General features: G+C 47.1%; 20 protein-coding genes. 8 read left to right on the forward strand and 12 right to left on the reverse strand.

What is annotated here, in order from left to right:
* Window positions 1-254: 254 nt before the first annotated feature.
* From GWP40_RS05405 to GWP40_RS12730, 4 genes are all read left to right on the forward strand, one after another.
* Window positions 255-857, forward strand: coding sequence for an MptD family putative ECF transporter S component (locus GWP40_RS05405; protein ID WP_212566370.1), 603 nt, complete (start codon window positions 255-257; stop codon window positions 855-857).
* The gene (locus tag GWP40_RS05410) at window positions 858-1,589 is read left to right on the forward strand and encodes an energy-coupling factor transporter transmembrane component T (RefSeq protein ID WP_212566371.1); all 732 of its coding nucleotides are present in this window, start codon (window positions 858-860) and stop codon (window positions 1,587-1,589) included.
* A 137-nt stretch (window positions 1,590-1,726) separates the two neighbouring features.
* Complete coding sequence (locus tag GWP40_RS05415) at window positions 1,727-2,008, forward strand: hypothetical protein (protein ID WP_212566372.1); 282 nt, start codon at window positions 1,727-1,729, stop codon at window positions 2,006-2,008.
* A gap of 22 nt (window positions 2,009-2,030) precedes the next feature.
* Window positions 2,031-2,288, forward strand: coding sequence for a hypothetical protein (locus GWP40_RS12730; RefSeq protein WP_230974628.1), 258 nt, complete (start codon window positions 2,031-2,033; stop codon window positions 2,286-2,288).
* On the opposite strand, the gene GWP40_RS05425 is transcribed toward GWP40_RS12730, so the two are convergent.
* The 5 genes from GWP40_RS05425 to GWP40_RS05445 form a co-directional block, all read right to left on the reverse strand.
* The gene (locus GWP40_RS05425; RefSeq protein ID WP_212566373.1) at window positions 2,251-3,999 is read right to left on the reverse strand and encodes an ABC transporter ATP-binding protein; all 1,749 of its coding nucleotides are present in this window, start codon (window positions 3,997-3,999) and stop codon (window positions 2,251-2,253) included. The genes GWP40_RS12730 and GWP40_RS05425 overlap by 38 nt on opposite strands.
* 32 nt (window positions 4,000-4,031) lie before the next feature.
* Entirely contained in the window at window positions 4,032-4,769 is a 738-nt protein-coding gene (locus tag GWP40_RS05430) for an energy-coupling factor transporter transmembrane component T (RefSeq protein ID WP_212566374.1), read from the reverse strand.
* A gap of 238 nt (window positions 4,770-5,007) precedes the next feature.
* Window positions 5,008-5,592 carry an MptD family putative ECF transporter S component gene (locus GWP40_RS05435; RefSeq protein WP_212566375.1) on the reverse strand — a complete coding sequence of 195 codons (585 nt, stop codon included), beginning with the start codon at window positions 5,590-5,592 and terminating at the stop codon, window positions 5,008-5,010.
* A 110-nt stretch (window positions 5,593-5,702) separates the two neighbouring features.
* Window positions 5,703-6,323, reverse strand: coding sequence for a TetR/AcrR family transcriptional regulator (locus tag GWP40_RS05440; RefSeq protein WP_212566376.1), 621 nt, complete (start codon window positions 6,321-6,323; stop codon window positions 5,703-5,705).
* Between the two features lie 1,122 nt (window positions 6,324-7,445).
* Window positions 7,446-7,670, reverse strand: coding sequence for a hypothetical protein (locus GWP40_RS05445; protein ID WP_212566377.1), 225 nt, complete (start codon window positions 7,668-7,670; stop codon window positions 7,446-7,448).
* A gap of 330 nt (window positions 7,671-8,000) precedes the next feature.
* On the opposite strand from GWP40_RS05445, the gene GWP40_RS05450 reads away from it, so the two are divergent.
* From GWP40_RS05450 to GWP40_RS05465, 4 genes are all read left to right on the forward strand, one after another.
* Window positions 8,001-11,198 (forward strand): energy-coupling factor transporter ATPase, encoded by a 3,198-nt coding sequence (locus tag GWP40_RS05450; RefSeq protein WP_230974662.1) that lies wholly within the window; start codon window positions 8,001-8,003, stop codon window positions 11,196-11,198.
* Between the two features lie 157 nt (window positions 11,199-11,355).
* Entirely contained in the window at window positions 11,356-12,411 is a 1,056-nt protein-coding gene (locus GWP40_RS05455; protein WP_212566378.1) for a Fic family protein, read from the forward strand.
* Window positions 12,412-12,486: 75 nt separating this feature from the next.
* A complete protein-coding gene (locus GWP40_RS05460; protein ID WP_212566379.1) occupies window positions 12,487-14,229 on the forward strand; it encodes an ABC transporter ATP-binding protein in 1,743 nt (580 codons plus the stop codon).
* Between the two features lie 2 nt (window positions 14,230-14,231).
* Window positions 14,232-14,414 carry a hypothetical protein gene (locus GWP40_RS05465; protein WP_212566380.1) on the forward strand — a complete coding sequence of 61 codons (183 nt, stop codon included), beginning with the start codon at window positions 14,232-14,234 and terminating at the stop codon, window positions 14,412-14,414.
* Window positions 14,415-14,452: 38 nt separating this feature from the next.
* Here the strand turns inward: GWP40_RS05465 and GWP40_RS05470 are convergent, their stop codons facing one another.
* The 7 genes from GWP40_RS05470 to GWP40_RS05500 form a co-directional block, all read right to left on the reverse strand.
* Window positions 14,453-15,529 carry a LuxE/PaaK family acyltransferase gene (locus GWP40_RS05470; RefSeq protein WP_212566381.1) on the reverse strand — a complete coding sequence of 359 codons (1,077 nt, stop codon included), beginning with the start codon at window positions 15,527-15,529 and terminating at the stop codon, window positions 14,453-14,455.
* Window positions 15,516-16,184 (reverse strand): MBL fold metallo-hydrolase, encoded by a 669-nt coding sequence (locus tag GWP40_RS05475; RefSeq protein ID WP_212566382.1) that lies wholly within the window; start codon window positions 16,182-16,184, stop codon window positions 15,516-15,518. Before GWP40_RS05475 ends, GWP40_RS05470 begins: the two co-directional genes overlap by 14 nt.
* Window positions 16,185-16,421, reverse strand: coding sequence for an acyl carrier protein (locus GWP40_RS05480; protein ID WP_016523806.1), 237 nt, complete (start codon window positions 16,419-16,421; stop codon window positions 16,185-16,187).
* A 387-nt stretch (window positions 16,422-16,808) separates the two neighbouring features.
* Window positions 16,809-18,107: an acetyl-CoA hydrolase/transferase family protein gene (locus GWP40_RS05485; protein WP_212566383.1), complete on the reverse strand. Its 1,299-nt coding sequence runs from the start codon at window positions 18,105-18,107 to the stop codon at window positions 16,809-16,811.
* Between the two features lie 130 nt (window positions 18,108-18,237).
* Window positions 18,238-18,972, reverse strand: a complete 735-nt coding sequence (locus tag GWP40_RS05490) for a 3-hydroxyacyl-ACP dehydratase FabZ family protein (RefSeq protein ID WP_212566384.1) — start codon at window positions 18,970-18,972, stop codon at window positions 18,238-18,240.
* The gene (locus GWP40_RS05495; protein WP_212566385.1) at window positions 18,962-19,246 is read right to left on the reverse strand and encodes a NifU family protein; all 285 of its coding nucleotides are present in this window, start codon (window positions 19,244-19,246) and stop codon (window positions 18,962-18,964) included. The genes GWP40_RS05490 and GWP40_RS05495 overlap by 11 nt, the downstream gene beginning before the upstream one ends.
* A 219-nt stretch (window positions 19,247-19,465) precedes the next feature.
* Window positions 19,466-20,836 carry a hypothetical protein gene (locus GWP40_RS05500; protein ID WP_016523802.1) on the reverse strand — a complete coding sequence of 457 codons (1,371 nt, stop codon included), beginning with the start codon at window positions 20,834-20,836 and terminating at the stop codon, window positions 19,466-19,468.
* Window positions 20,837-21,391: the final 555 nt, after the last annotated feature.

Here is a 21,391-nt window from a genome sequence, read left to right on the forward strand (position 1 = left end):
CACATGGTTAGTATGCCATAAAGTAGAAAGATGTTTCAATAGACGGTGTACATGCAGCTTATTGACACATAACACTGTTATATATTACCGTCATATCAATAAACCTGTTCGGAAACTCACCTTTCTGAACAGGTTACCTTGAAATGTGATGTTCTCGCATCGTGCTATTTGCGCGATGCGTGAACTCGTCGACCTATTCGAAAACGAAAGTTTCAGAATAGGTCTAAGTTCCAAACGTAAGGAGTTTAACTACGATGGATTCAACGACACAATCCGATAAAAAGATGCGGACAAAGGATTTTATTTATGCAGGGGCATTCGGTGCACTCTACATTGTACTGATGCTGATTATCGTCATGGGTTCTTCCGCCATTTCTCCCGTGCTGTATTTTATGGCGCCGCTGACGGTTGGGTTGATTTGCGGTACGGTGTATATGCTGTGCGTGCTTAAAGTGCATAAGTTCGGCGCTGCGTTGATATTCGGTGCATTTTTTACGCTGATCGCTTGTACGCAAAGTTTGTATGCAGTCATCTTTTCGCTGGCGGCGGCGCTTATCGCAGAGCTGATTCTGTTCTTAGGTAAGTATCAATCCCGCAAGATGTATCTGCTGTCATTTGTTTTTTTCAACCTCAATATGGCGGCTCCGACGCTAATGCTGCTCACCGATTACGATAAATTTATGATGCTTTCGGAAAAATACAGCGGCGCCGCTTATGCACAGTCGTTTGCAAACATGGCATTTCACGGAAAAATATGGTTCGCCATACTGGGCTGTGCTATTGTAGGGGGAATCGGCGGCGCACTTATCGCAAAAAATTTGGTTAAAAAGCATTTTGAAAAAGCCGGAGCCGTATAAATGGCGTTCGGGCTGTATGGAAGCGGGAGCGGGCTTTTAAAGCTTGACCCGCGGACAAAGCTGCTTTTATTTTGTGCAGGTATCGCTGTCAGTACCTTTTCCTATAATGAATGTGCGTTGTGGATGTACTGCGCAGCGATGTGCGCGCTATTAGCCTTGTGCGGGGAAAAATGGTTTGCACTCAAATGCGGCGCTCTCATGGCCTGTATGGAATATCTGCGCTACCGCATCATCACCTCCGGCACAGGCGCTCCCGCGCTAACCGGAATTCTTGTCGCACTTATTATGATGTGCCGGTACGGTTTTCCCTTGCTCCTCTCTCTTTCATTTTTAATTAAAACAACGCGCATCAGTCAACTCATCGCGGCATTGTCGGCTCTGCACCTTCCGCTCTTTGTTATTATCCCCCTATCCGTAATGCTCAGGTTTATCCCGACAGTGCAGGAAGAATGGGACGGCGTGCGGAAGGCTATGGCATTTAGAGGCATATCCCTTGAACCGGGTGCGGTGATACGGGCGCCTTTTAAAACAATCGAGTACATATTGATACCGCTCCTTTTCAGCTGTATCTCCGTTATGGATGAGCTCGCCTCCGCTTCCCTTGCACGCGGTCTTGATGCGGAACGGAAACGGACATCATACGAAGCGGTAAAGATGCGTTTTCCGGACTACATCATTATACTGCTGTTTGTAGGCATTGCGTTCTATGCTGCTGTAGGAGGGAGGAGCTGATGGAAAATGTGGTATGACTTTGTGGAACAGCGCACGTTTTATACTGTCGTATGGAGTTTGGATCGCCTTAATTGTTCAGATGAAATTTTCCGGTTTCGATTATTGGAACTCAACCGGCTTTAATAGAGCATTTATTAATGTCCGATAGATCATCCGCTGTTTTGTCATATTTAGAAACCCTCTCTCATGATGAGCTTATAGAGTTACTACATTCTTTTGCAACGACTCATGAAGATATTCGGCTTGTCCTTGAAGAAAAAGTCGCCGAAGAAAGCACAAAAAATAAAGATGCTGCTGCGGTTGAATACAACCTACAAATAATGGCCCAGACGATGTCGGAATCGGTAACAGCAGATGTCTATCATCCATCGCATGTACTTGTTACTCGGAACAGTACCGCACAGGAAAAGATCAATTGACAATCCTCGGCTCGATACGCTTATGCTTGCAATGCCGTTCAGCTGGAAGGGGACGCTTGCGCAATACTGCGGCCGATTGCACAGAAATTTTGCAGGAAAAGAAGAAGTACTGATTTATGATTACGTTGATTTCCGTGTTCCTGCTTTCGATAGAATGTACCGGAATCGACTTAAAGGCTATAAACAGCAAATACCGTTTAATGAGCAGCGTTTTAAGTTAAGCTTGCTGCTTACTCTCCCCGCTACCTCCCCTCAAAAAACGCCTTCACCTTTTCCGTGATTGTCTCCGACCAGCCGCCGCTCCACACCAACTTTCCGCCATCCATAAAAATGAGATAATTACAACAGGAAGTAATTAACTCAGGATCATGGCTGATGATGAACACGGTTTTGCCTGCGCGGGCGAGGCGTGTGATGCTTCCCGCAACTTCCCGCATGTGTGCGTAGTCAAGGCCGCTGGTCGGCTCGTCAAAAATAAGGAACTCCTTATCGGCAGCAATCGCGCTTGCGACGGCAAGACGCTGCTTTTGTCCGCCCGATAACGCCATCGGATGCACTTCCTTAAATTCCGAAAGATTCATCGCTTCCAAAATATCTATCGGGGAACCTCTAAAAACTTCAGTTTTTAAGAGGTTTTCCTTAGATTTATTTGCGATGTTTTTCGCTAAGTCATAACAGTTAAAAGACTTATCGAAAAACTCGTCGGACATCTCTAAAAATCTAACCGAGTTTTTAGAGATGCCCATCGCTTTTTGCCGTGCCGCTTCGCCGCTTACGTTATTTACATCCATACTCAACAAAACTTCTTCGATAACGCTTTCCGTAAAAAGTTGATGGTTGACATCCTGCATCACCATATAGGACTTTTTCAGCCGCGCCTTTGCCGTGTAGGATTTTCCGTTATCGTTCAACACCCCCTTCGCCCGTTTTTCAAGCCCGCAGATAACCCGCGCCAAGGTCGATTTTCCTGCACCGTTAAACCCAAGCACACCCGTAACCGCACCGGAAGGAACCTTCAGCTCCGGTATATCGAGAACGCGCTTTTTCCCATAGGAGAACGCAAGACCGGAAAACGTAACATACCGCTCAAATACCGGCGGCTTTTCGGCGGAAGCACATTCGGATGCCAGAGAGCTTTCGACAGAGGCACAGTCAAATGCCGGAGACTTTCCGGCGGGGGCACATTCAAAGGTTCCTTCAAGGATTCCTCCGGTTTGACATGCACGGATACATCCGGGAGTGTATTCCATCGCTTTTTGCGAACGCAAACCTTTCCGGTGCAGCGCTGCCGTATCTACCTTCAGAAATTCCGCTATCGGAAAATCCTTGATAATCCGCCCGTTTTCCATATAGATCACGCGGTCGGCTATCTCCATCAGATAGTACAGGCGGTGCTCGGCAATAACGACCGTCTTTCCCTGCTCCTTCCATTTCCGTATTACCGCCTTCAAATTGGCAATAGAGCGGAGATCAAGGTTGGAAGAAGGCTCATCCAAGACGAATATGGCAGGCTGCATCGCCGCCGCAGAAGCACACGCTATTTTTTGCTTTTCTCCGCCGGAAAGAGCAAACAGGTTTCTATCCAAAAGGTCAGCCATATCAAGGTCTCTGCTTACCTGTCCGATGCGGCGGTACATTTCTTCCCGCGGAACGCCGGTATTTTCGCAGCCGAAAGCGATTTCACTCGTGGAATCCAAACTGAAAAACTGAGAGCGCGGATTTTGAAACACCGACCCGACTTTTTGCGAAAGCTCATACAGCGTTACGGACGCCGAATCCTTCCCGTCGATAAGCACCTGTCCTTCCAGCATCCCCGCATAATACGCCGGAACAAGCCCGTTAATCAGGCGGGTAATCGTCGTCTTACCGCAGCCCGACAGTCCGCACAATAACACCACCTGTCCCGCCGGGACTTGTAAGTCGATGCCGTACACTCCCGCGCTCCGCTCCGCGTTATGATAGGTAAAAGTTACATTTTTTAACTCAATCATCTTATCATCCTCTAATCCATGGTGTTCCCCAATCATCCCCCAATGCGTAACACCGTACAGACAAGCAGCGCAGCCGCGATAACGGCAATGCCCGCATCGTATATGCCAAAGTGCAGCTCAACAAGGCATGTCCGCTTTTTCAATCCCCCTAAGCCCCGCGTCAAAGCCGCCGCCGATAACTCCTCACCGATTTTCGCAATCGACATCATCAGCGGAATCAGCCGGTACTCCAACATCATCGCAGGGTTCCGCCAAAACCGAGGCGTACCGAACCCGATTTCCCGCATCCGCATCGCGCTGCTGATTGAACGGTTTTCTTCTCCCAACGTAGGGATAAACCGGAAGACAACGGATATGGGAATGATCAGCGCATCAGGCACATGCCACCGGCTCATCGCTGCGATAAACTCATTCGGTTTTGTCGATTCGATAATATAGTAGCCGAACATAAACACCGGAAAAAACCGGAAAATCAGCTCGCTTAAAAGCCCCCACAGCATCGCCGCAAGGTACGGAAGCGCCCCCGCCATGTTCGACAGCTTGACCGCAGCCGCCAGCGCAAAAAGCCCTCCGTAAATCAGCGCCGGCCGGTATTGGCGGTTCAGAAAAAGCAGGCTAATGGGAATAAGCACAATCACCATATTCAGCATACTCTGCTCTTCCACAAAGAATATCAGCGTTGCAAGAAAAAACATAAACAGCACCTTGGTGCGGGGATCGAGGTGCACCCCCTTCACCCGCGGCGGTCTATACGGCTCGTAATCGTCCATTATGTAATCCTTATCTAATATCTGTTCCTTTATCCAGTAAACCTGTTCGGAAATTTCCGTTTCTGAACAGGTTACCTTGAAATGCGATGTTCTAAATCGTGCTATTTGTGCGATTTAGAACTCGTCGACCTGTTCGACAACGAAGTTATCGAACAGGTCTAGTATATGGCCATTATCTCAATGATTCTCAGCGAACCTTTATCCCACCCCATGCAGCACCGGCGGCACCTATACGCGCCTATACAATACCGGCTCTTTCAAAATGCTTTTTCAACATCCGTCTGCCAAGCAGCGCGCCGAGCAGTGAAGAAACAAACAGAATACCGATTGCCGCCAATCCCATCCACGGCGGCATAAACTTTTGCAGCCCCTCAACGTATTGATCACCCATTGAGCGCCGCACCTGTTCCATATACGTTGCGGCAAAAAGCCACATCGGCGCCTGACAGCTTATCATCGCGCAAGAGAAAAGCCAGTAGCCAAGCACACTCGCCTTAAAACTCTTGTATTTGCCCGCCTTTAGCACAAGGTCGGCAATCACCCCCATCACGCAATAGCCGATAATCGGAAGATACGTGTATCCCATCAGATACCAAAATATCCCTAAAATAACGCTCATAATAAAGACCATCCCGAACTTATCCGCCTTTGTCAAAAACAGCATAAACGGGATCCCCGTCGCAATCGGCACAATCACATACAAAAACGGATACAGAACCGGAATTGCATTTATCATCCCGACAACAAAAAAAATAACCAGATACATCGCCGTATAGATTCCGACATTTATCAGATCCTTCGCCGACAACTTATTGCTTTGCATACGCAAACCTCCATTAAAATATTGAGCACCCTAAACCCTGTATTTTTTAGAGCCTCTTTTTTGATAACATAGATAGCACACTTTGTTATCTTTTATTTAAAAAAAATATATTAGACTTGTAAAACCTTCCGCCAGCCGGCAGAAAAAAATTCGGCAAGGGTATGCACAACTTCAAGCGCTTCATCCTGCGTGTAATCATGCAAAACCGTTTCAAAAATACAAGAAAAGTAAGAATGGATCAGCATGTGCAGCTTTTTTCCATCAATCCGGTTGTATTTGATATGCTTTTTATCCAAAAATTCGTACATACGGTGTGTGTCTTGTAGTTCCCGTTCGACAAGCCGGTCGGTAAAATTGATATACGGTGTGCCATCCGCGCAGCACAAAAGGAGTTTGAACTCATCAAAATGCGAGTAAATGATGCGGACAAATGCTTCTATCGTCTCTGCCGAAATTGCCCAAATGTCTTCCGTGTTTCCCATACTCAGGCAATGAAAGCACTCATCCGCAGCGGTCTCGTATGTATCGTGAATACTCTTGACGGCAGGCTCCACCAAAGCCGAAAAGAGCGCTTCTTTGTCCTTAAAATGACGGTAAAACGCACCGGTCGTTACGCCCGCCTCACCACACAAATCCCGCAGGTTTGTACGTTCATAACCATTCCGCAAAAACATCTTTTTGCCGCTTTCTAAAATTCTTGTGTGGGTTGCTTCGTATGTTCCGCTTGCCATATCCGTAGTAGTCGCCCTCAAAAACTAACTTTAAGCTTTTAGAGCATCTTTCTTGTTCTTGATAACTTTGTTAGCATTGTATGACAAAGAAGAGGATGTGTCAATGGAAAACGATAGGGTAATTCGGGGTAAACGCATCAGGCTATTTTTTTAACATCCCCGCGAAAAAAATTGAGACTATTCGACCAGAACTGCCAAGGATGGCATCGCTAAAAAATGTACATCCCTGTACATTTTTTAGCTTCGAGTTTTTCTGATGAAAAACTCGATACTGTTTGGAACCACTGACTTCCTGTCAGTACAGCGATGTTACGGTAATTTGCAACGTCCCTGTTGCAAATTACCTTGCGAGTTTCACAAAAATAAAATTTTTGTGAAACGTCGTTTCTGATCTATCCGCCCGCCGTCCATGGCGGTATTGAGCCAAAACTCGCCTTCAATGCGCCCAAGGATGGGCGTGGGATAGGTCAGAAACAAGTTTTGGAACAAAACTTGTCCTCAACCGATGTACATGGACGTACATCGGTTGAGAGGTACACGGATGTACAACAGTTGAAGATGGTTCAAATGGTCTCACAGTCTCAATTTTTTTGCGATTTTTCTCTATTCTGCCTGATGCGTTTACCCTTTTCTCGGAAAAATGTGTGAAATTTTAAATCAACAACCCCGACGCAAGCGTCGGGGTACAATGCTCAATGTTTCGCATTGTATGTTCTCATAAGGTGGTTGCAGTCGGCTTTAATACCCTTTGTTACGACGCAAGCGTCGGGGTATTAAACCCTCGTACGCACGAATAAAATTTCGCACAGAAGGAAGCAACCACTAAAAATATTTATAATGCGGTTGCCCTGTATGGTAATCCGAGAATTCAGTTGAGAAGGGAAAACGCTGCCTCTGATGATGCAGTATAAAATGAAAAAGATTTGAGTTGGAGACCGTAAAGTGGTCATTATCCCTCATTTGTTAAATAATCATATAGCATTGTAGGAGAAAATATTAAAGGTTTTTCTACATCAGATTCAAGAAAATCCTTATCGCCGGTTAGAATAATATCCGCATTATGAAAAAGAGCATCGCTTAACCTGCGGAAATAAGGACATTCGTGTCTAAAAAGATTCGCATTTATACTAACCGCGAACGACGGAAAGCCGCCATATCCGATAGCATTTCTTCTTCAGAATTCCATCCTTTATTATCAGTAAACATTTCCTGTATTTGCTGAATAGTCGCTTTTGTAGTTTGTTTACGAGAGCTGATAAGAAATTCAACATATTTTATCACGGCGCTATAATCTTCTTCTGTGAGTGTTTTCATCATTTGTGCAAGTTTAGATGCTGTAACGGACATTCCCTATCTCCTGCATTATTCAGACTGCAAATAGTTTATCATATTTTTTCAAAAAAAAATAGACTTTAAAATCCCGCAGATTCGTGCGCTCGTAGCCGTTCTGCAAAGATATTTGTTTGCCGTCGATCGCCTACAATTAAGACTATGTTTACTGAAATTAAATCTTCCTCATTACACATATACATCTTTGTCTATCCGTATTATAGTTATAGTATACAAAATCTCTAATACTATCGGAGAGTAATAGTGTGATCAATTTTAAAAACGTCTCTTTTTTCCTACAGCGGAGAACACGGTACCGGAGACGGCGTATCCGAAATAGACCTTACCATAAAAGACGGCGAATTTGTCGTATTATGCGGCGAGTCGGGCTGCGGCAAGACTACCGTTACACGGCTGATAAACGGGCTTGCTCCTCATTTTTATGAAGGCGAGATGAGCGGTTCCGTGATGATCGGCGATGTGTGTGTAAACACGGAAAACTTATCCGATATTGCAGCGCTCACCGGAAGCGTTTTTCAAAATCCAAAGAGCCAATTCTTTAACCTTGACACCACCGGCGAGCTTGTATTCGGCTGCGAAAATCTCGGCATCCCAAGGGAGCAGATTCAACAGCGCCTCGAAAAAACAAAACGCGACTTGCAGCTCGATAATTTGATGGACAGGGATATTTTTGAACTGTCGGGAGGAGAAAAGCAGCAAATTGCCTGCGCCTCCTGCTATACCGCCGATCCCCGTGTGTTCGTGCTGGATGAGCCGTCCTCTAATTTGGATAAACGGGCAATTCAGCGGCTGCACCGGATGCTGGTAAAAATCAAAGCAGCGGGAAAGACTGTCGTTATTGCAGAGCATCGGCTCTATTACCTGATGGATGTAGCAGACCGCTTTATCTATATGCGCGGCGGAAGGATCGAGCGTATTTTTACACGGGACGAAATGAAAGCGCTCAGCGAATCCGATTTAACCACGCTGGGCTTGCGCCTCACCGATATGCAGTTCCTCGCCGCGCTTGCACGGAAAGAGGATGCGGCGCAAGAAACGCCGGTCAAGAGCAGTACGCTGCCTGAAACCCAACCCGTGTCAAAGCCCGCGCTTGAAGCGCTCGATGTAACCTGCGGCTACGGCTCTACCCGTGTGCTCGATATAGAGCGGCTCGCGCTGCCCGAACATTCGATTGTAGCGCTCATCGGTGATAACGGATCGGGCAAAAGCACTTTTGCGCAAGCGCTCGCGGGGCTGATTCCTTCAAACGGGAGCATCGCAGTCGGCGGCGCGTATCTGACGGCCGAGGAGCGCAGCAAACGCAGTTTTATGGTGATGCAGGATGTCAACCGGCAACTCTTCGCCGACAGTGTGCTGGAAGAAGTGATGATGAACACCGGCGCTTCCGCAGCGGATGCCGAAGCCGTATTGGCGCGGCTCGGAATCCTCGAACTGAAAGACCGGCACCCGGCCTCATTATCGGGTGGTCAAAAACAGCGGACAGCGATTGCTTCCGCACTCTGCGCAAAAAAAGACCTCCTCATTTTTGATGAACCCACCAGCGGACTTGACCGCCGCGGTATGGAACGCTTCGGCTCTCTATTACGCGAACTGCAGACAAGCGCCGCCCTTTCGCTCGTTATTACCCATGACCCCGAATTGATTATGCGCTGCTGCACGCACATCCTCCATATCGAAAACGGCAGGGTCTTAGCCTTCTATCCGTTGAATCAAGCAGGCATTGAACGGGTTTCGGCGTATTTTTTACAAGGCAGCGATGAAAATACGAGCCGAAAGCGGGACAAACAAAGCTCCATCGGCAAGATTTTGCAGTACGCCGGAGCACACCGCCGTACGATATACAAGGCAGCGCTCTGTATGACACTCGGAGCAGCGGCGAGTATTATCCCGTATCTTTTGGTATACACCATCCTTGAGCAGGTCTTAAACGGTTCGGTTCCGACCTTAGCCGGAAGCGGGAAAATGCTTGCAGGTATCCTACTGGCGGAAATTGTGTATGCTGTTCTGTACATGTACGGCTTTCAGCTTTCGCACCGTGCAGCTTACAACACGCTGGAAAACATACGCCGCTTTTTGCAGGAAAACTTGGAGCGTAAGCCGCTCGGGAAAATAAGGGAGATGGGCAGCGGAGCAATAAAAAAGCTGTTCATCGATGACATTGAATCGATAGAACTCCTTTTGGCGCACATGATCCCCGAAGGAATTGCTAATCTTACCGTTGCCGTGTTTGCGCTTGTGTTCCTCCTCGTGATCGACTGGCAGCTTGCTCTGGTTACCTGCGTCGTCATTGCGCTGGGTATTAGCGTTTCGGGGCAGATGTACCGGGTCGGTATCGACCAGATGGGCAGTTACTTTGCCGCAGCAAAGCGGCTGAACAATACCATTATCGAATATGTAAACGGTATGGAAGTTGTCCGCGTGTTTAACCGGCAGGATGAATTCGGCGAACGGTTCGCTTCTTCCGTTACTGCGTACCGCGATTTTGCCCTGTCGTGGTACAAGGTTTCATTTCCGTGGATGGCTTTATACGGCAGCTTGTTTTCAAACATCTTACTATACAGCTTGCCGTTCGGCACCCTGCTTATCTTACTCGGTCAGCTGACCCTTACCCGCTATATTTTGATAATTTGTCTTTCTTTCGGAATTGCGCCGCTCCTGCTCCGCTGCATGAGTTTTATCGGCGCCGTACCGCAAGCAAGTTATAAAATTCAGGCCTTGGAAAAAGCATTTGATTACCCCGAACTGAAAACGGGAACAGCGCCGTTTTCCGGCACGGGGCACGACATCGAGTTCCGTAATGTCCGGTTTGCATACAAGGATTTGGAAGTTCTGAAAGACGTCTCCTTTACGGCGCAAGAGCGGCAGATGACCGCCTTAGTCGGGGCGAGCGGCAGCGGGAAAAGCACGGCGGCAAAGCTCTTGGTGCATTATTACGATGTTTCGGGCGGCGAGGTGTTAATCGGCGGACAGAATATCCGTGAAATGAGCTTAGAAGCGCTCAATGAACAGATTGCGTATGTTTCTCAGGATGTGTTTCTATTCAACAAGAGCATTGCCGACAATATCCGTATCGGAAAAAAAAGCGCCACCGACGATGAGGTTATTGCCGCCGCAAAAAAAGCGCAGGCGGATGAGTTTATCCGTGAACTGCCGGACGGGTACGCAACGCTTGCAGGGGAAGCAGGCAGTAAACTTTCAGGCGGGCAGCGGCAGCGGATTGCCTTTGCACGGGCAATACTCAAAGATGCGCCGATTGTCATTTTGGATGAGGCAACCGCCTTTATCGATCCCGAAAACGAGCAAAAGATGAATCAGGCAATATCCGAAATCGTGCGGGATAAAACCATTATCGTCATCGCTCATAAAATGAAGTCCATTATGAACGCCAATCGCATTATTGTGCTCAAAGACGGACGTATCGCCGCTTCCGGCTGTCATGCGGAGCTTATTAAAACCAGCCCGGAATACCAAAACCTCTGGCGTATCTCTGAAGAGACCGCAGACTGGACGGTACGGGGGAAGTAAGAGGGGAGTAACCCTAGGGGCTGTCCAAAAACTAACCAACTTTTGAGACATCCCCGGCTACCGTGAAAACGGCGCAAGAACGAATTGATATGTACCATTTTTTTAATATTTGGTACACATCTTGATCACATGTCCCAAAAAAGACTATAATTGGGACATGTCGGAATTGCAAAAATTGCCGGTTGATCCTAAAAAGACCGAAACAATTACTATCCTCAAAGCAGAAAGCAAAGCGTCTAAAGCGCTTGCCGAGCTTAAAGGTATTGCACAGGTGATTCCTAATCAGTTTATTCTTATTAATGCCGTTGTGCTACAAGAATCTCAAGACAGTTCAGAGATTGAAAATATCATTACCACAAAAGATGAGCTCTATAAAGCTCTTTCCGAAACGGTAAAAAAAGTTGATTCTGCTACAAAAGAGGTTATGTTCTACAGAGAGGCCTTATACGCAGGTTTTGCAGAACTAAAAAAACATCATTTTATTTCTATAAATGATATCATAAACATTCAAAAACAGCTTGTTCAAAATAATGCGGGAATCAGAACTGTACCCGGCACAAAGCTGATGAATGACCGTACGAATGAAGTTGTCTATATTCCGCCGCAGACAAAAGAAGAAATTGACGGACTCTTAAAAAACTTTACTGAGTATTTAAACAACGATGATGATTCTCTGACAAAACTTGCAATACTTCACCATCAGTTTGAAAGCATCCATCCTTTTTATGATGGGAATGGACGAACCGGAAGAATTGTAAATATCCTTTATTTGATTTTAAAGCATCATCTTGATCTCCCAATTCTCTATTTAAGTTCATATATCATCAAAAATAAAGAACAATACTACGAACTTTTGCAAAAAGTCCGTACGGAAGAAGCGTGGGAAAAATGGATTGTTTTTATCCTTAAAGGAATAGAAGAAACCGCTGTAGAAACAATTGAGAAGGTAAAAGCGATAAAGGAACTTTTAGATAGCACAATCGAAAAAGTAAAATCGGAAGCTCCGAAAATTTATTCCAAAGAACTGGTAGAAACCCTTTTTGAAAATCCCTATTGCAAAACTGAGTTCATTGTAAAAACGTTGAGGGTAGAACGGAAAGCTGCCTCCCGTTACCTACATCAACTGGAAGCTATCGGTATTCTTACCTGTATAAAGGTTGGAAAAGACAATCTGTTTATAAATACCGGCTTGATGGATTTACTGAAAGAATAGTAATTGTCCGAGCTTTGTGTTATAAAATTATAAAACGTTGGGGCGCCGATGCGGAGCCGAAGAAGGAAGCTCTCTATGATTGCGATGGTTCATCAGTTACTCGTATTTACCGGCACGTATGCCCGGAAAATCCGATTGGCATATCTGTTTACTTTTTTAAAAGCGGTTGCGGCAAATGCGCCGCTGATGGTTGCCGTAAAACTTATCGACATGCTTATCAAAGGTGAAGCAGAAGTTAAAACGGCTGTCTATGCGGCAGCGGTCATGCTGCTTTTGCTGGCTATTCAGGCAATCTGTCAAAATATCGCAGACCGGCTGCAAGCGGGAGCGGGATATAAGGTCTTTGCGGAAAAGCGGCTTGAGCTTGGGCGGCATCTGCGCCGGCTGCCGATGGGATACTTTACTGCGGGGAATATCGGAAAAATCAGTTCGGTGTTGTCGGCCGATATGGTCTTTATCGAGGAGCAGGCGATGGCGGCTGTTTCGGAGGTTACAAGCAGCATCGCGGCGCAGATTATTTTGACGGGGTTTCTCTTTGCGCTGCATCCGCTGTTCGGAGCTGTTGCCCTTGCGACGGAGCTTACGGCAATTCTTTTCGCGCAGCCGATGATCCGGCTTTCCGCCCGTAATTCAAAGCTGCGCCAAAAAAGCATCGAAGCATTGACCGGCGCCGTGTTGGAATACACGGAAGGGCTCGGCGTAATTAAAAGCTATAACCTCACCGGAGCGGGTGCGGAAGATATCAGAGCCAGCTTTGAGCGCATGAAAGAAGCGAGCTTGTCTTTTGAAGAAGAATATTCCCCCAAGGAGCGAACACTACTGATTATTTACAGTCTCGGTATGACCGCAATACTTGCCCTCAATATTTGGTTGTTTCAACACGGCGCCCTGTCAAGCACCGTATTTGTCGGCTGTATGCTGTTTGCCTTCAATCTTTTTACGCCGCTTAGACAGCTCTATCAAAAGACCGGCATTCTGGCGATCATGCAAGCTGCGCTGAATCGTGTGAACGAAGTGTTTAACGAACGGGAACTTGAGGATACGGGAACCGAGTCTTTGCCGCAAACAGCCGATACGGAAATAACATTCAAAAATGTGTCGTTTGACTACGGGGATAAAGAAGTGCTGCATAATCTGTCGTTCAGTATCGAACAAGGGCAGATGGCAGCCTTTGTCGGGCAGTCCGGCGGCGGAAAAAGCACGATTATGAATATACTGGCACGGTTCTGGGATATATCGAAGGGCGAAATCCTCTTACGGGGAAAAAACATCAAAGAGCTTCCGCTGCCGGTGTTAATGGATCATATCAGTATGGTGTTTCAGCGGGTTTATCTGTTTGAGGACACGATTGCAAATAACATCGCGATGGGGCGTCCTCATGCGGATAGAGAAGCGGTGATCGAAGCGGCAAAAAAAGCGCAGTGTTATGACTTTATCATGCAGCTTCCGTACGGATTCGATACCGTTATCGGTGAAGGCGGCGCCTCTCTTTCGGGCGGAGAAGCCCAGCGTATTTCGATTGCACGGAGTATTCTCAAAGACGCGCCGCTCATCATCTTGGATGAAGCGACCGCGAGTATCGATGCCGATAACGAGCAGGCAATACAGAAAGCCTTGAGTGAATTATGCCGCGGAAAGACCACACTGGTTATTGCTCACCGGCTGGAAACCGTCCGCGAAGCAGACCGTATTTTTGTCATTGATGACGGAGAACTCAAAGAGCAGGGCACCCATGATGAACTGATCAAAGCGCACGGGCTCTATTACCGCATGACGCAAGCCCATAATGACGCTACATCGTGGCAAGAAGGAGCGTAAGAATGAGCGGAACCGGATCAAAAATATGCGGACTTATCTTTATTATCATCAGTATTTTTTTGCTGCTTGGAGGGCTGTATCTTCCGGCAGCCGTTATTCCCGTTTGGATACTGCGGGGATTAGATATCGCAGGTGTGTTTTTACTTGCCGTCGGTATACTCCTATATAAGGTGCTTAAAAGGTAAAACGGCAGCGATTTTGGGTTTTCTTTTGGTTTTTATGTCTAGGGCTGCTCATACGTATCGCTGCAACCCCTTACCTCCGCGCGCGGGATACGTCCGGTAATGGAAAAATACTTACCGAGCCGCCCGCAGGGACAGTCATCCTCTCCCAATAGCACGCCGGTATCCTCAGTCAACAGCGAATGCCCCGGGTAAGAGCCGGGCAGCGGCGACAGTACCTGTACAATCCCCTGCTCCCCGACGCCGCAAATACTGAAATCCTTTGCCCGCCTGAAAAGCACGTCAGACCAAATGCTTGCGTGCAGATGCCCTGCAGGACATTCCATATAAATACAGCCCGTTTGTTCCGCCATACCGTAATAGTTGCTGATGCGCGCAATGCCGGTTGCAGCGGTTATCCGTGCTTTAAACTCTTCCGGAGAAACAGCCTCGTTAATGAGGTTCTTCCAACCGCCGCCGTGTATCAGTATCCCGTTCGGAATATCGAAGCGTATCTTTTTTTCTTCAAGAACACGGATTACGTGTTTATAAATGATAAAGGTAAAACCGAAGGCGAGTACCGGCTCCCCCTCATGTTCGGCAAGAAAATTCCGAACAGCCGGAATATCCAGCTCCATATTTTCGTCAAGTGCGTAACAGGTACGGGACGCCAACAAGGAAAAGCCCAAAATACCGGCTCCCCGTGCCGAAAACATCTTCCTATCCCGCAGTGTTTTTTTCGTATCGAATACCAGATAGGGAATTCTATTTTCACCGACAAAATCGGCAATAATCCGGTACAGCACCTGCTGCTGATTTGCCGCCGTTTCCGCATCCAAATAAATCTGCGAAACACGCTGGCCGGTCGTTCCCGATGAAGTGAGCGTTTTAAAAATCGCTTCTTCGGGAACACTCTTGAGTGAAAGCTCCTTAAAAACCGATACCGGCAGTATCGGCGCCGTCTCCGTAGAAAAAACAGCGTTCTCCGGAATTCCTAAGGCTTTTAATAACCGTCCATACGGCTCGCAATGGCTACGGTGAAACGTCGTCTGTTCCGTCAGCAGCTCGGTGTATGCCGCCGCTTTTTCTTGATGCGTCAATGAATACGGTTTCAGCTGTATAAATTTATCTATGGTCATGATAGTTATAATCCTTGCCGTGGCCGGGATAAATATGAATACCGACAGGTAATGTTGCTAAGAAGGGTTCCGTAATTTCACGATAGTCTTTTTCACTGCCGCCGGGAAGCCGCAAAATCACTTCCCTGCCCGGCAACAAATAATCGCCCGAAAAAAAGATATCGTCATCAAGAAAAATACCGACGCTGCCTGCGGTGTGCCCGGGCAACGGCACAAAGCGGAACGTATGCCCGCGCCAGTCCAGCGTACAGGCTTCGTTATATGTTTTATCCGCAGGGCGGCACACAAACGGGGTATAAGACACGCCCGACTTGCCGAAAAAAGTGAGATACACCTCCATCATCCGCGACATATTAAGCCGCGCATTCTGCATCCCAATATTACACTTCTCGCTCGCCATTACCTGCGCATCGGGAAAGCGCATCCGCATCGGCTCCAAACCGGCCGTATGGTCGCAGTGCTCATGCGTTAAAAGTATCCATTCAGGCCGTAAGCCTTTTTGCTCCAGCACCGAAAGCGGCCCCGCAGGATCGTTCGGATCAATCACCACGCAGAGAGCGACCTCGTTCCCGTGTCTTTCTTTATGTTCGTATATAATATAGCAGTTGCTTTCGGCCAGAGGCTCCGTCCACACCGAAATCGCTATGGCAGACACTTAAATCTCTACACCGTATTTCGCCAGAATCGTTTTGCCTTTCTCGTAAGTTGAAAATTCCAAAACATCCAGCGTACTTAAATTAATTCCGAACGTTTCTTCGATAAGGCCTACCAAGTCCATGTGCCCAACCGAATCCCATTCTTTCAAACCGCGGTACTTTAATCCGGGTAAATCCTCTTGTTTCACCGGAAAATTTTGTAAAAAAATGCGGTCATATTTTTCAAGATTTGTCATTTCCATCTCCAATCCATTTTTAATTATATTGGGCGTTCCGGTCGGTCAAAATATCCGCATCCGAAACATTTTGACCGGCCGTCGGGCTTTTCGGGGTTGCATTAAACCTGTTCGGAAACCTCCGTTTCTGAACAGGTTACCTTGAAATGCGATGTTCTACATCGTGCTATTTGTACGATTTAGAACTCGGCGACCTATTCGACAACGCAGTTATCGAATAGGTCTAGTATAAAACGGCACATTGGCGCCGTTTTATGTACCGCCGTTGTAATTTTGAAAAATTACAACGGCGCCCCTTCAATCCCTAACGCGGGCTATGCACTCCGGCATTATATGCCGTTTTTATCAGTACGGACACGGCTACCGGTTGTATAACGCAAAAGCCTTTTAGTATTTGCAGTTAAAGCGTTTTTCGAATTCAGCTTTTAATTCGTCGCGGAAGTCGGGATGCGCAATTGCAATCAGATTATGCGCACGCTGCTTTAATGTCAAGCCTTTCAGCGCGGCAATGCCGTATTCGGTAACGACATAGTCCACATCATTGCGGCTTGTAGTAACGGCAGCGCCTTCATCCAACAGCGGAACGATCTTCGAAATCTTGCCCTTTACCGTTGCCGGCATTGCCATAATCGAAACACCGCCCTTGCTTGCGGATGCGCCGCGCACAAAGTCAACCTGTCCGCCGACGCCGGAGAACTGCTTAAGTCCGATGGTTTCGGAAGCGACCTGTCCCATCAAATCTACCTGTACGCAGGAGTTAATCGAAACCAAATAATCGTTCTGTGCAACGATGAACGGGTTATTCACATAGTCGACCGGACGCATATCGACATCGGGATTATGATTGACAAAATCATACAGTCTTTTGGTACCCATCAAGAAGTTGACGATAAACTTCCCGGGATGCAGCGTCTTTTTCTTGTTGGTAATAACACCCGCTTCTGCAAGTTCGACTACGCCGTCCGAGAACATTTCGGAGTGGATACCCAAATCTTTTTTACCTTTAAGGAACAACAGAACGGCGTCGGGAATAGCGCCGATACCGAGCTGGAGGGTCGCTCCGTCGGGAATAAGCGAGGCGCAATGCTCTCCGATTGCTCTTTCTATATCGCCGATCTTGGGTGGCGGCAATTCAATCAACGGTTCATTGTGTTCGACAATAAAGTCGAGGTCTTGTACCGAAACGAGACTGTTCGGGCCTGTCCACGGCATTTCCTTATTGACCTGCGCGATAACGGTTTTTGCCTGTTTTACCGCTTCCTGTGTGTAATCGACGGATACGCCGAGCGAACACATACCGTTCTCATCAGGCGGGCTGACGGTTACCATCGCAACATCGACCGGTAAGGTTGTTCTGAACAGCCGGGGAATTTCAAAAAAGAAGCACGGTGTATAATCCGCACGTCCTGCAGCAACTGCCTCACGCGTACTGCCGCCGACAAACAGCGCATTGTGCCGGAAGTTTTCGGCATATTCCGGCTGGCAATACTTACCGCCGCCCATTGCAACCATGTGAACGATTTCGACATTTTTATATGCCGCAGCGTTATCCACCATCGCATTCACCAAATGAGCAGGCTCGCCGCAGGCATGACCGATTACAACGCGGTTACCCGACTTAATGTGCTTGACAGCCTCTGCAGCAGTCGTCAAATGCTCCTGATAATACTTCTTCCAATCAGACATACGATACTCCTTTCCATACATTTTTTATGTTTTGAAATACGTTCGTGCGCTACACAAACGTATTTCAAAACCCGTTAAGACTGCTCGGAAACTGCGATTCCCGAGTATTTCTTTAAAAACATCCGTTCCCTTACCGCATGGCAAGAGTTACTTCGGCATCGGCGGCTAAATCACCGTCCGAAAAAATTTGGCCGCGGCACGTAATCCAGCCTAATTCCGCCCGTTCTTCCAAAAGCGTACTATAGATTTCGAGCGTATTGCCTAAAAGAATTTTCTTGCGGAAGTTTGCTTTTTTAATTCCCATAAAAAGCGGTGTTTTTCCGGCATATCGATCGAGTGTTAACAACAAAATGTCCGCCGCCTGAGCAATCGCTTCTACGGCGCACACACCCGGAAATATCGGATTATCGGGGAAGTGCCCTTTTAACAAACTCAGCTCAGGCGTAACGGAGAAGGACGCCTTAACTTCCTTACCGGGAACAAGCGACGATACCGTGTCGATAAACAGCATCGGCGGCCGTTGCGGCAGTATTTCCAACACCTGTTCATGGGTGAACGAACGCGCCTCTTGTTTTGCACGCGCTTCCTCGCATGCTTTTTTAATAAAATCCCGCGCCGGTAAAAGGTCTTCCCAGCCGCCGATTTTAAACAAGCGGCCTGCCGGTACGGAAATATCATTCCGCTTTGCACAATCGGTCGGACAGCCTGCAACGATAAGCGCGGCCGGATAGGGAGTTCCCGGCTGTACCGTTACGAACTCAACCTCCGGCACAAGCGTTTCAAGGCGGCGAATAACGGCAACACGGTCGTACCGGTTGTTACATCCGCCGCAATAGCGCACACCGATTGGAATCTTATCCGCCATGGCGCTGTTTCAAAATAGACCGAGCCTCATCCAATAAACTCTGACTCACTTCATTTATCAAAACGGCTCGCTTTACTTCGGGCATGTGTTCCATCAACTCCGATTGGATAAGATTCTCCGTCGTGAAGTCGGCAGCGGGACAGCCGGCACAATGCCCGTGTAATTTAAATTTAACAACACCGTCCGTAAAATCCACTACCTGCATATCGCCGCCGTGTGTCCGCAGCAACGGACGTACATAGGTGTCCAATGTTTTTTCCAACTCTTCGTACATACCGTTCCTCCTTTTACCAATCGATTTTTTTACAAAGCGCCGATTACTTCATTCGATTTACCTCGAATAGGGAATGAATCGGCTGCATAGAGGCTGTCCCAAAAGTCAGTTATTTTCAAGACAGCCTCGTACTATTTATTCATACGGAGAGCTTAATGCCCGCCGTTTCCCGACAACGCTCTACGTTGGGGGCGATAATTAGTTTTCCGCCTTTTCGGCCTAGTTTGCAGCCTCTTTTTTATTCGAATCATAAAGCAGTGCAAAAAGAACAAGACCGACAACAAGTCCCCATGCAGCGCCGCGCATTGCTAAAACAGCGCCCATAACACCGCAAATACCGCGTTCAATATTGGTTTTGCACATATTCATCGCAAGCTGCGTACAAATATATCCTTGTACGATCAGTGTTAAAGACAGGGCAAGCGGCAAAGACGGCTGCAAAAGCGAAGAAATAGGCAGCAATGCAACGGCTACGAATGTCGAAAGACGGAACGTACCGAAACCACTGTAAATTGATTCCATCGCTTTCGGACTTTCCTTATAACGCTGAGAAACTGCTGCAGTAACAGCTGCCCACAGCGGACCGCACATTTGCGTATACGGACAGGTCATTGACATTGCCACGTTACGAATACCGCTGACGAGGTTCGAACGGTTTGCGTTAAAGTCGATCTTTTCATCCTGCCGAACTTCATCGGCTTCTCTGATGAGCGCTTCCGAAGTAACAAAGTCGCCGAATGCAATAATATAGGTAACAATTGCTACAGGCACTGCTGCAGCCCAAACTTTCATACTCGGCCATCCGATTGCGAATGGAGACAGCTGATTCCAAATATCCGCAAAATCCGGCACTTTAATAAGCGGCCACCATTGTACATGGGGAATGGCAAATTCGCCGGCGAGCGGCCCCACTACGACACCGATTAAAATTGCAGGCAGCATTCCGAATTTACCGATTGAATCGATAAGTTTATTCTTCCTACGCATATCTGCCCAGATCGGACTGAATAAACAGAAATATGCCACGATAATTCCGATAGTGATGGAAATCGGATATTTATCAAAACGGCCGGTAGTTTTAAATTCACCTAAAACAGCCGCAATACCACCACCCATCAAAACACCGGCTTTTACGGAATTCGGCACGACTTTAACCATCTTACCGCCCAAACCGGTGATGCCGAATACCAAAAAGATAAGCCCGAGACACATCTGAACGGCAATCAATGCCTGAGTCCGCTCCGGTCCCATTACATAGCCGTTAGTTAAAAAGGCCGTAATCAGCGGAATTGCCGGCGTAACCCATCCCGGAACAACAGGGTCGCCAAGTAACACGTGAAACGTGTAAAAGAAGCCGTTGATGATAACCATCGACAACGCTACTTCGTAGCTTACGCCTAAGACCTCCGTTAATACCGGAATAGCTCCCAAACAGGTCGCGCACATAAAGAGCGCTTGAAACATCTCCGGAAAAGACCATGCATAGTGAATAAAAGGCAACCGAATCTTAAACGGTCCCGCCGGCCAATACGCTTGCTCACCGCCGTACTCACGATAGCGGCTTTTAAATTGCATTTGCGCATCTGTCATAAAAAATTCCCCCTTAAAGCCTTTCTTAAATCAAGACTTTATCATTTACCGCGAAGGTCATTCGACACTACGGGCTATAGTTATTATTCTATAAGCAATTTTTATGCCAACCTCTCTTTTTGCAAATATATGATGCATCTACTTCGTTGCTGCGCACAAATTAATCCTCAACGTATCAGAACCGCCACGGACGGCGGTGGGGTTATGCAGTAGCGAGTTTTTCGCTAGAAAAACTCGTCGTTGAACAACGTACACGGATGTACATTTGCTGACATCGATAATTATCGTATTTTAAAAAAAGCTGCTTTTTAGTGTTTTCGTAAAGCCTTGCAATAGCGGTACGAATGCTATAAATGTAAGCTATATCTAACTTTACGGATTGCTCTTTATATACTGCTTTGGTTCATTTATAAACCAAAGCTCTTGATTGGTTCATAAATGAACCATCTTTTTACGGAGTGTTGAGACACCGGCTATACTGCTTCAGTTATGAACACCGGAAAACCGTTTCGTAAGTACGTTTCAAGGATGCTTATGGAAAATCAGTCAAAAGTT

It is taken from the genome of Treponema vincentii (assembly GCF_018336815.1).
In the GTDB taxonomy this organism is placed as follows: Bacteria; Spirochaetota; Spirochaetia; order Treponematales; family Treponemataceae; genus Treponema.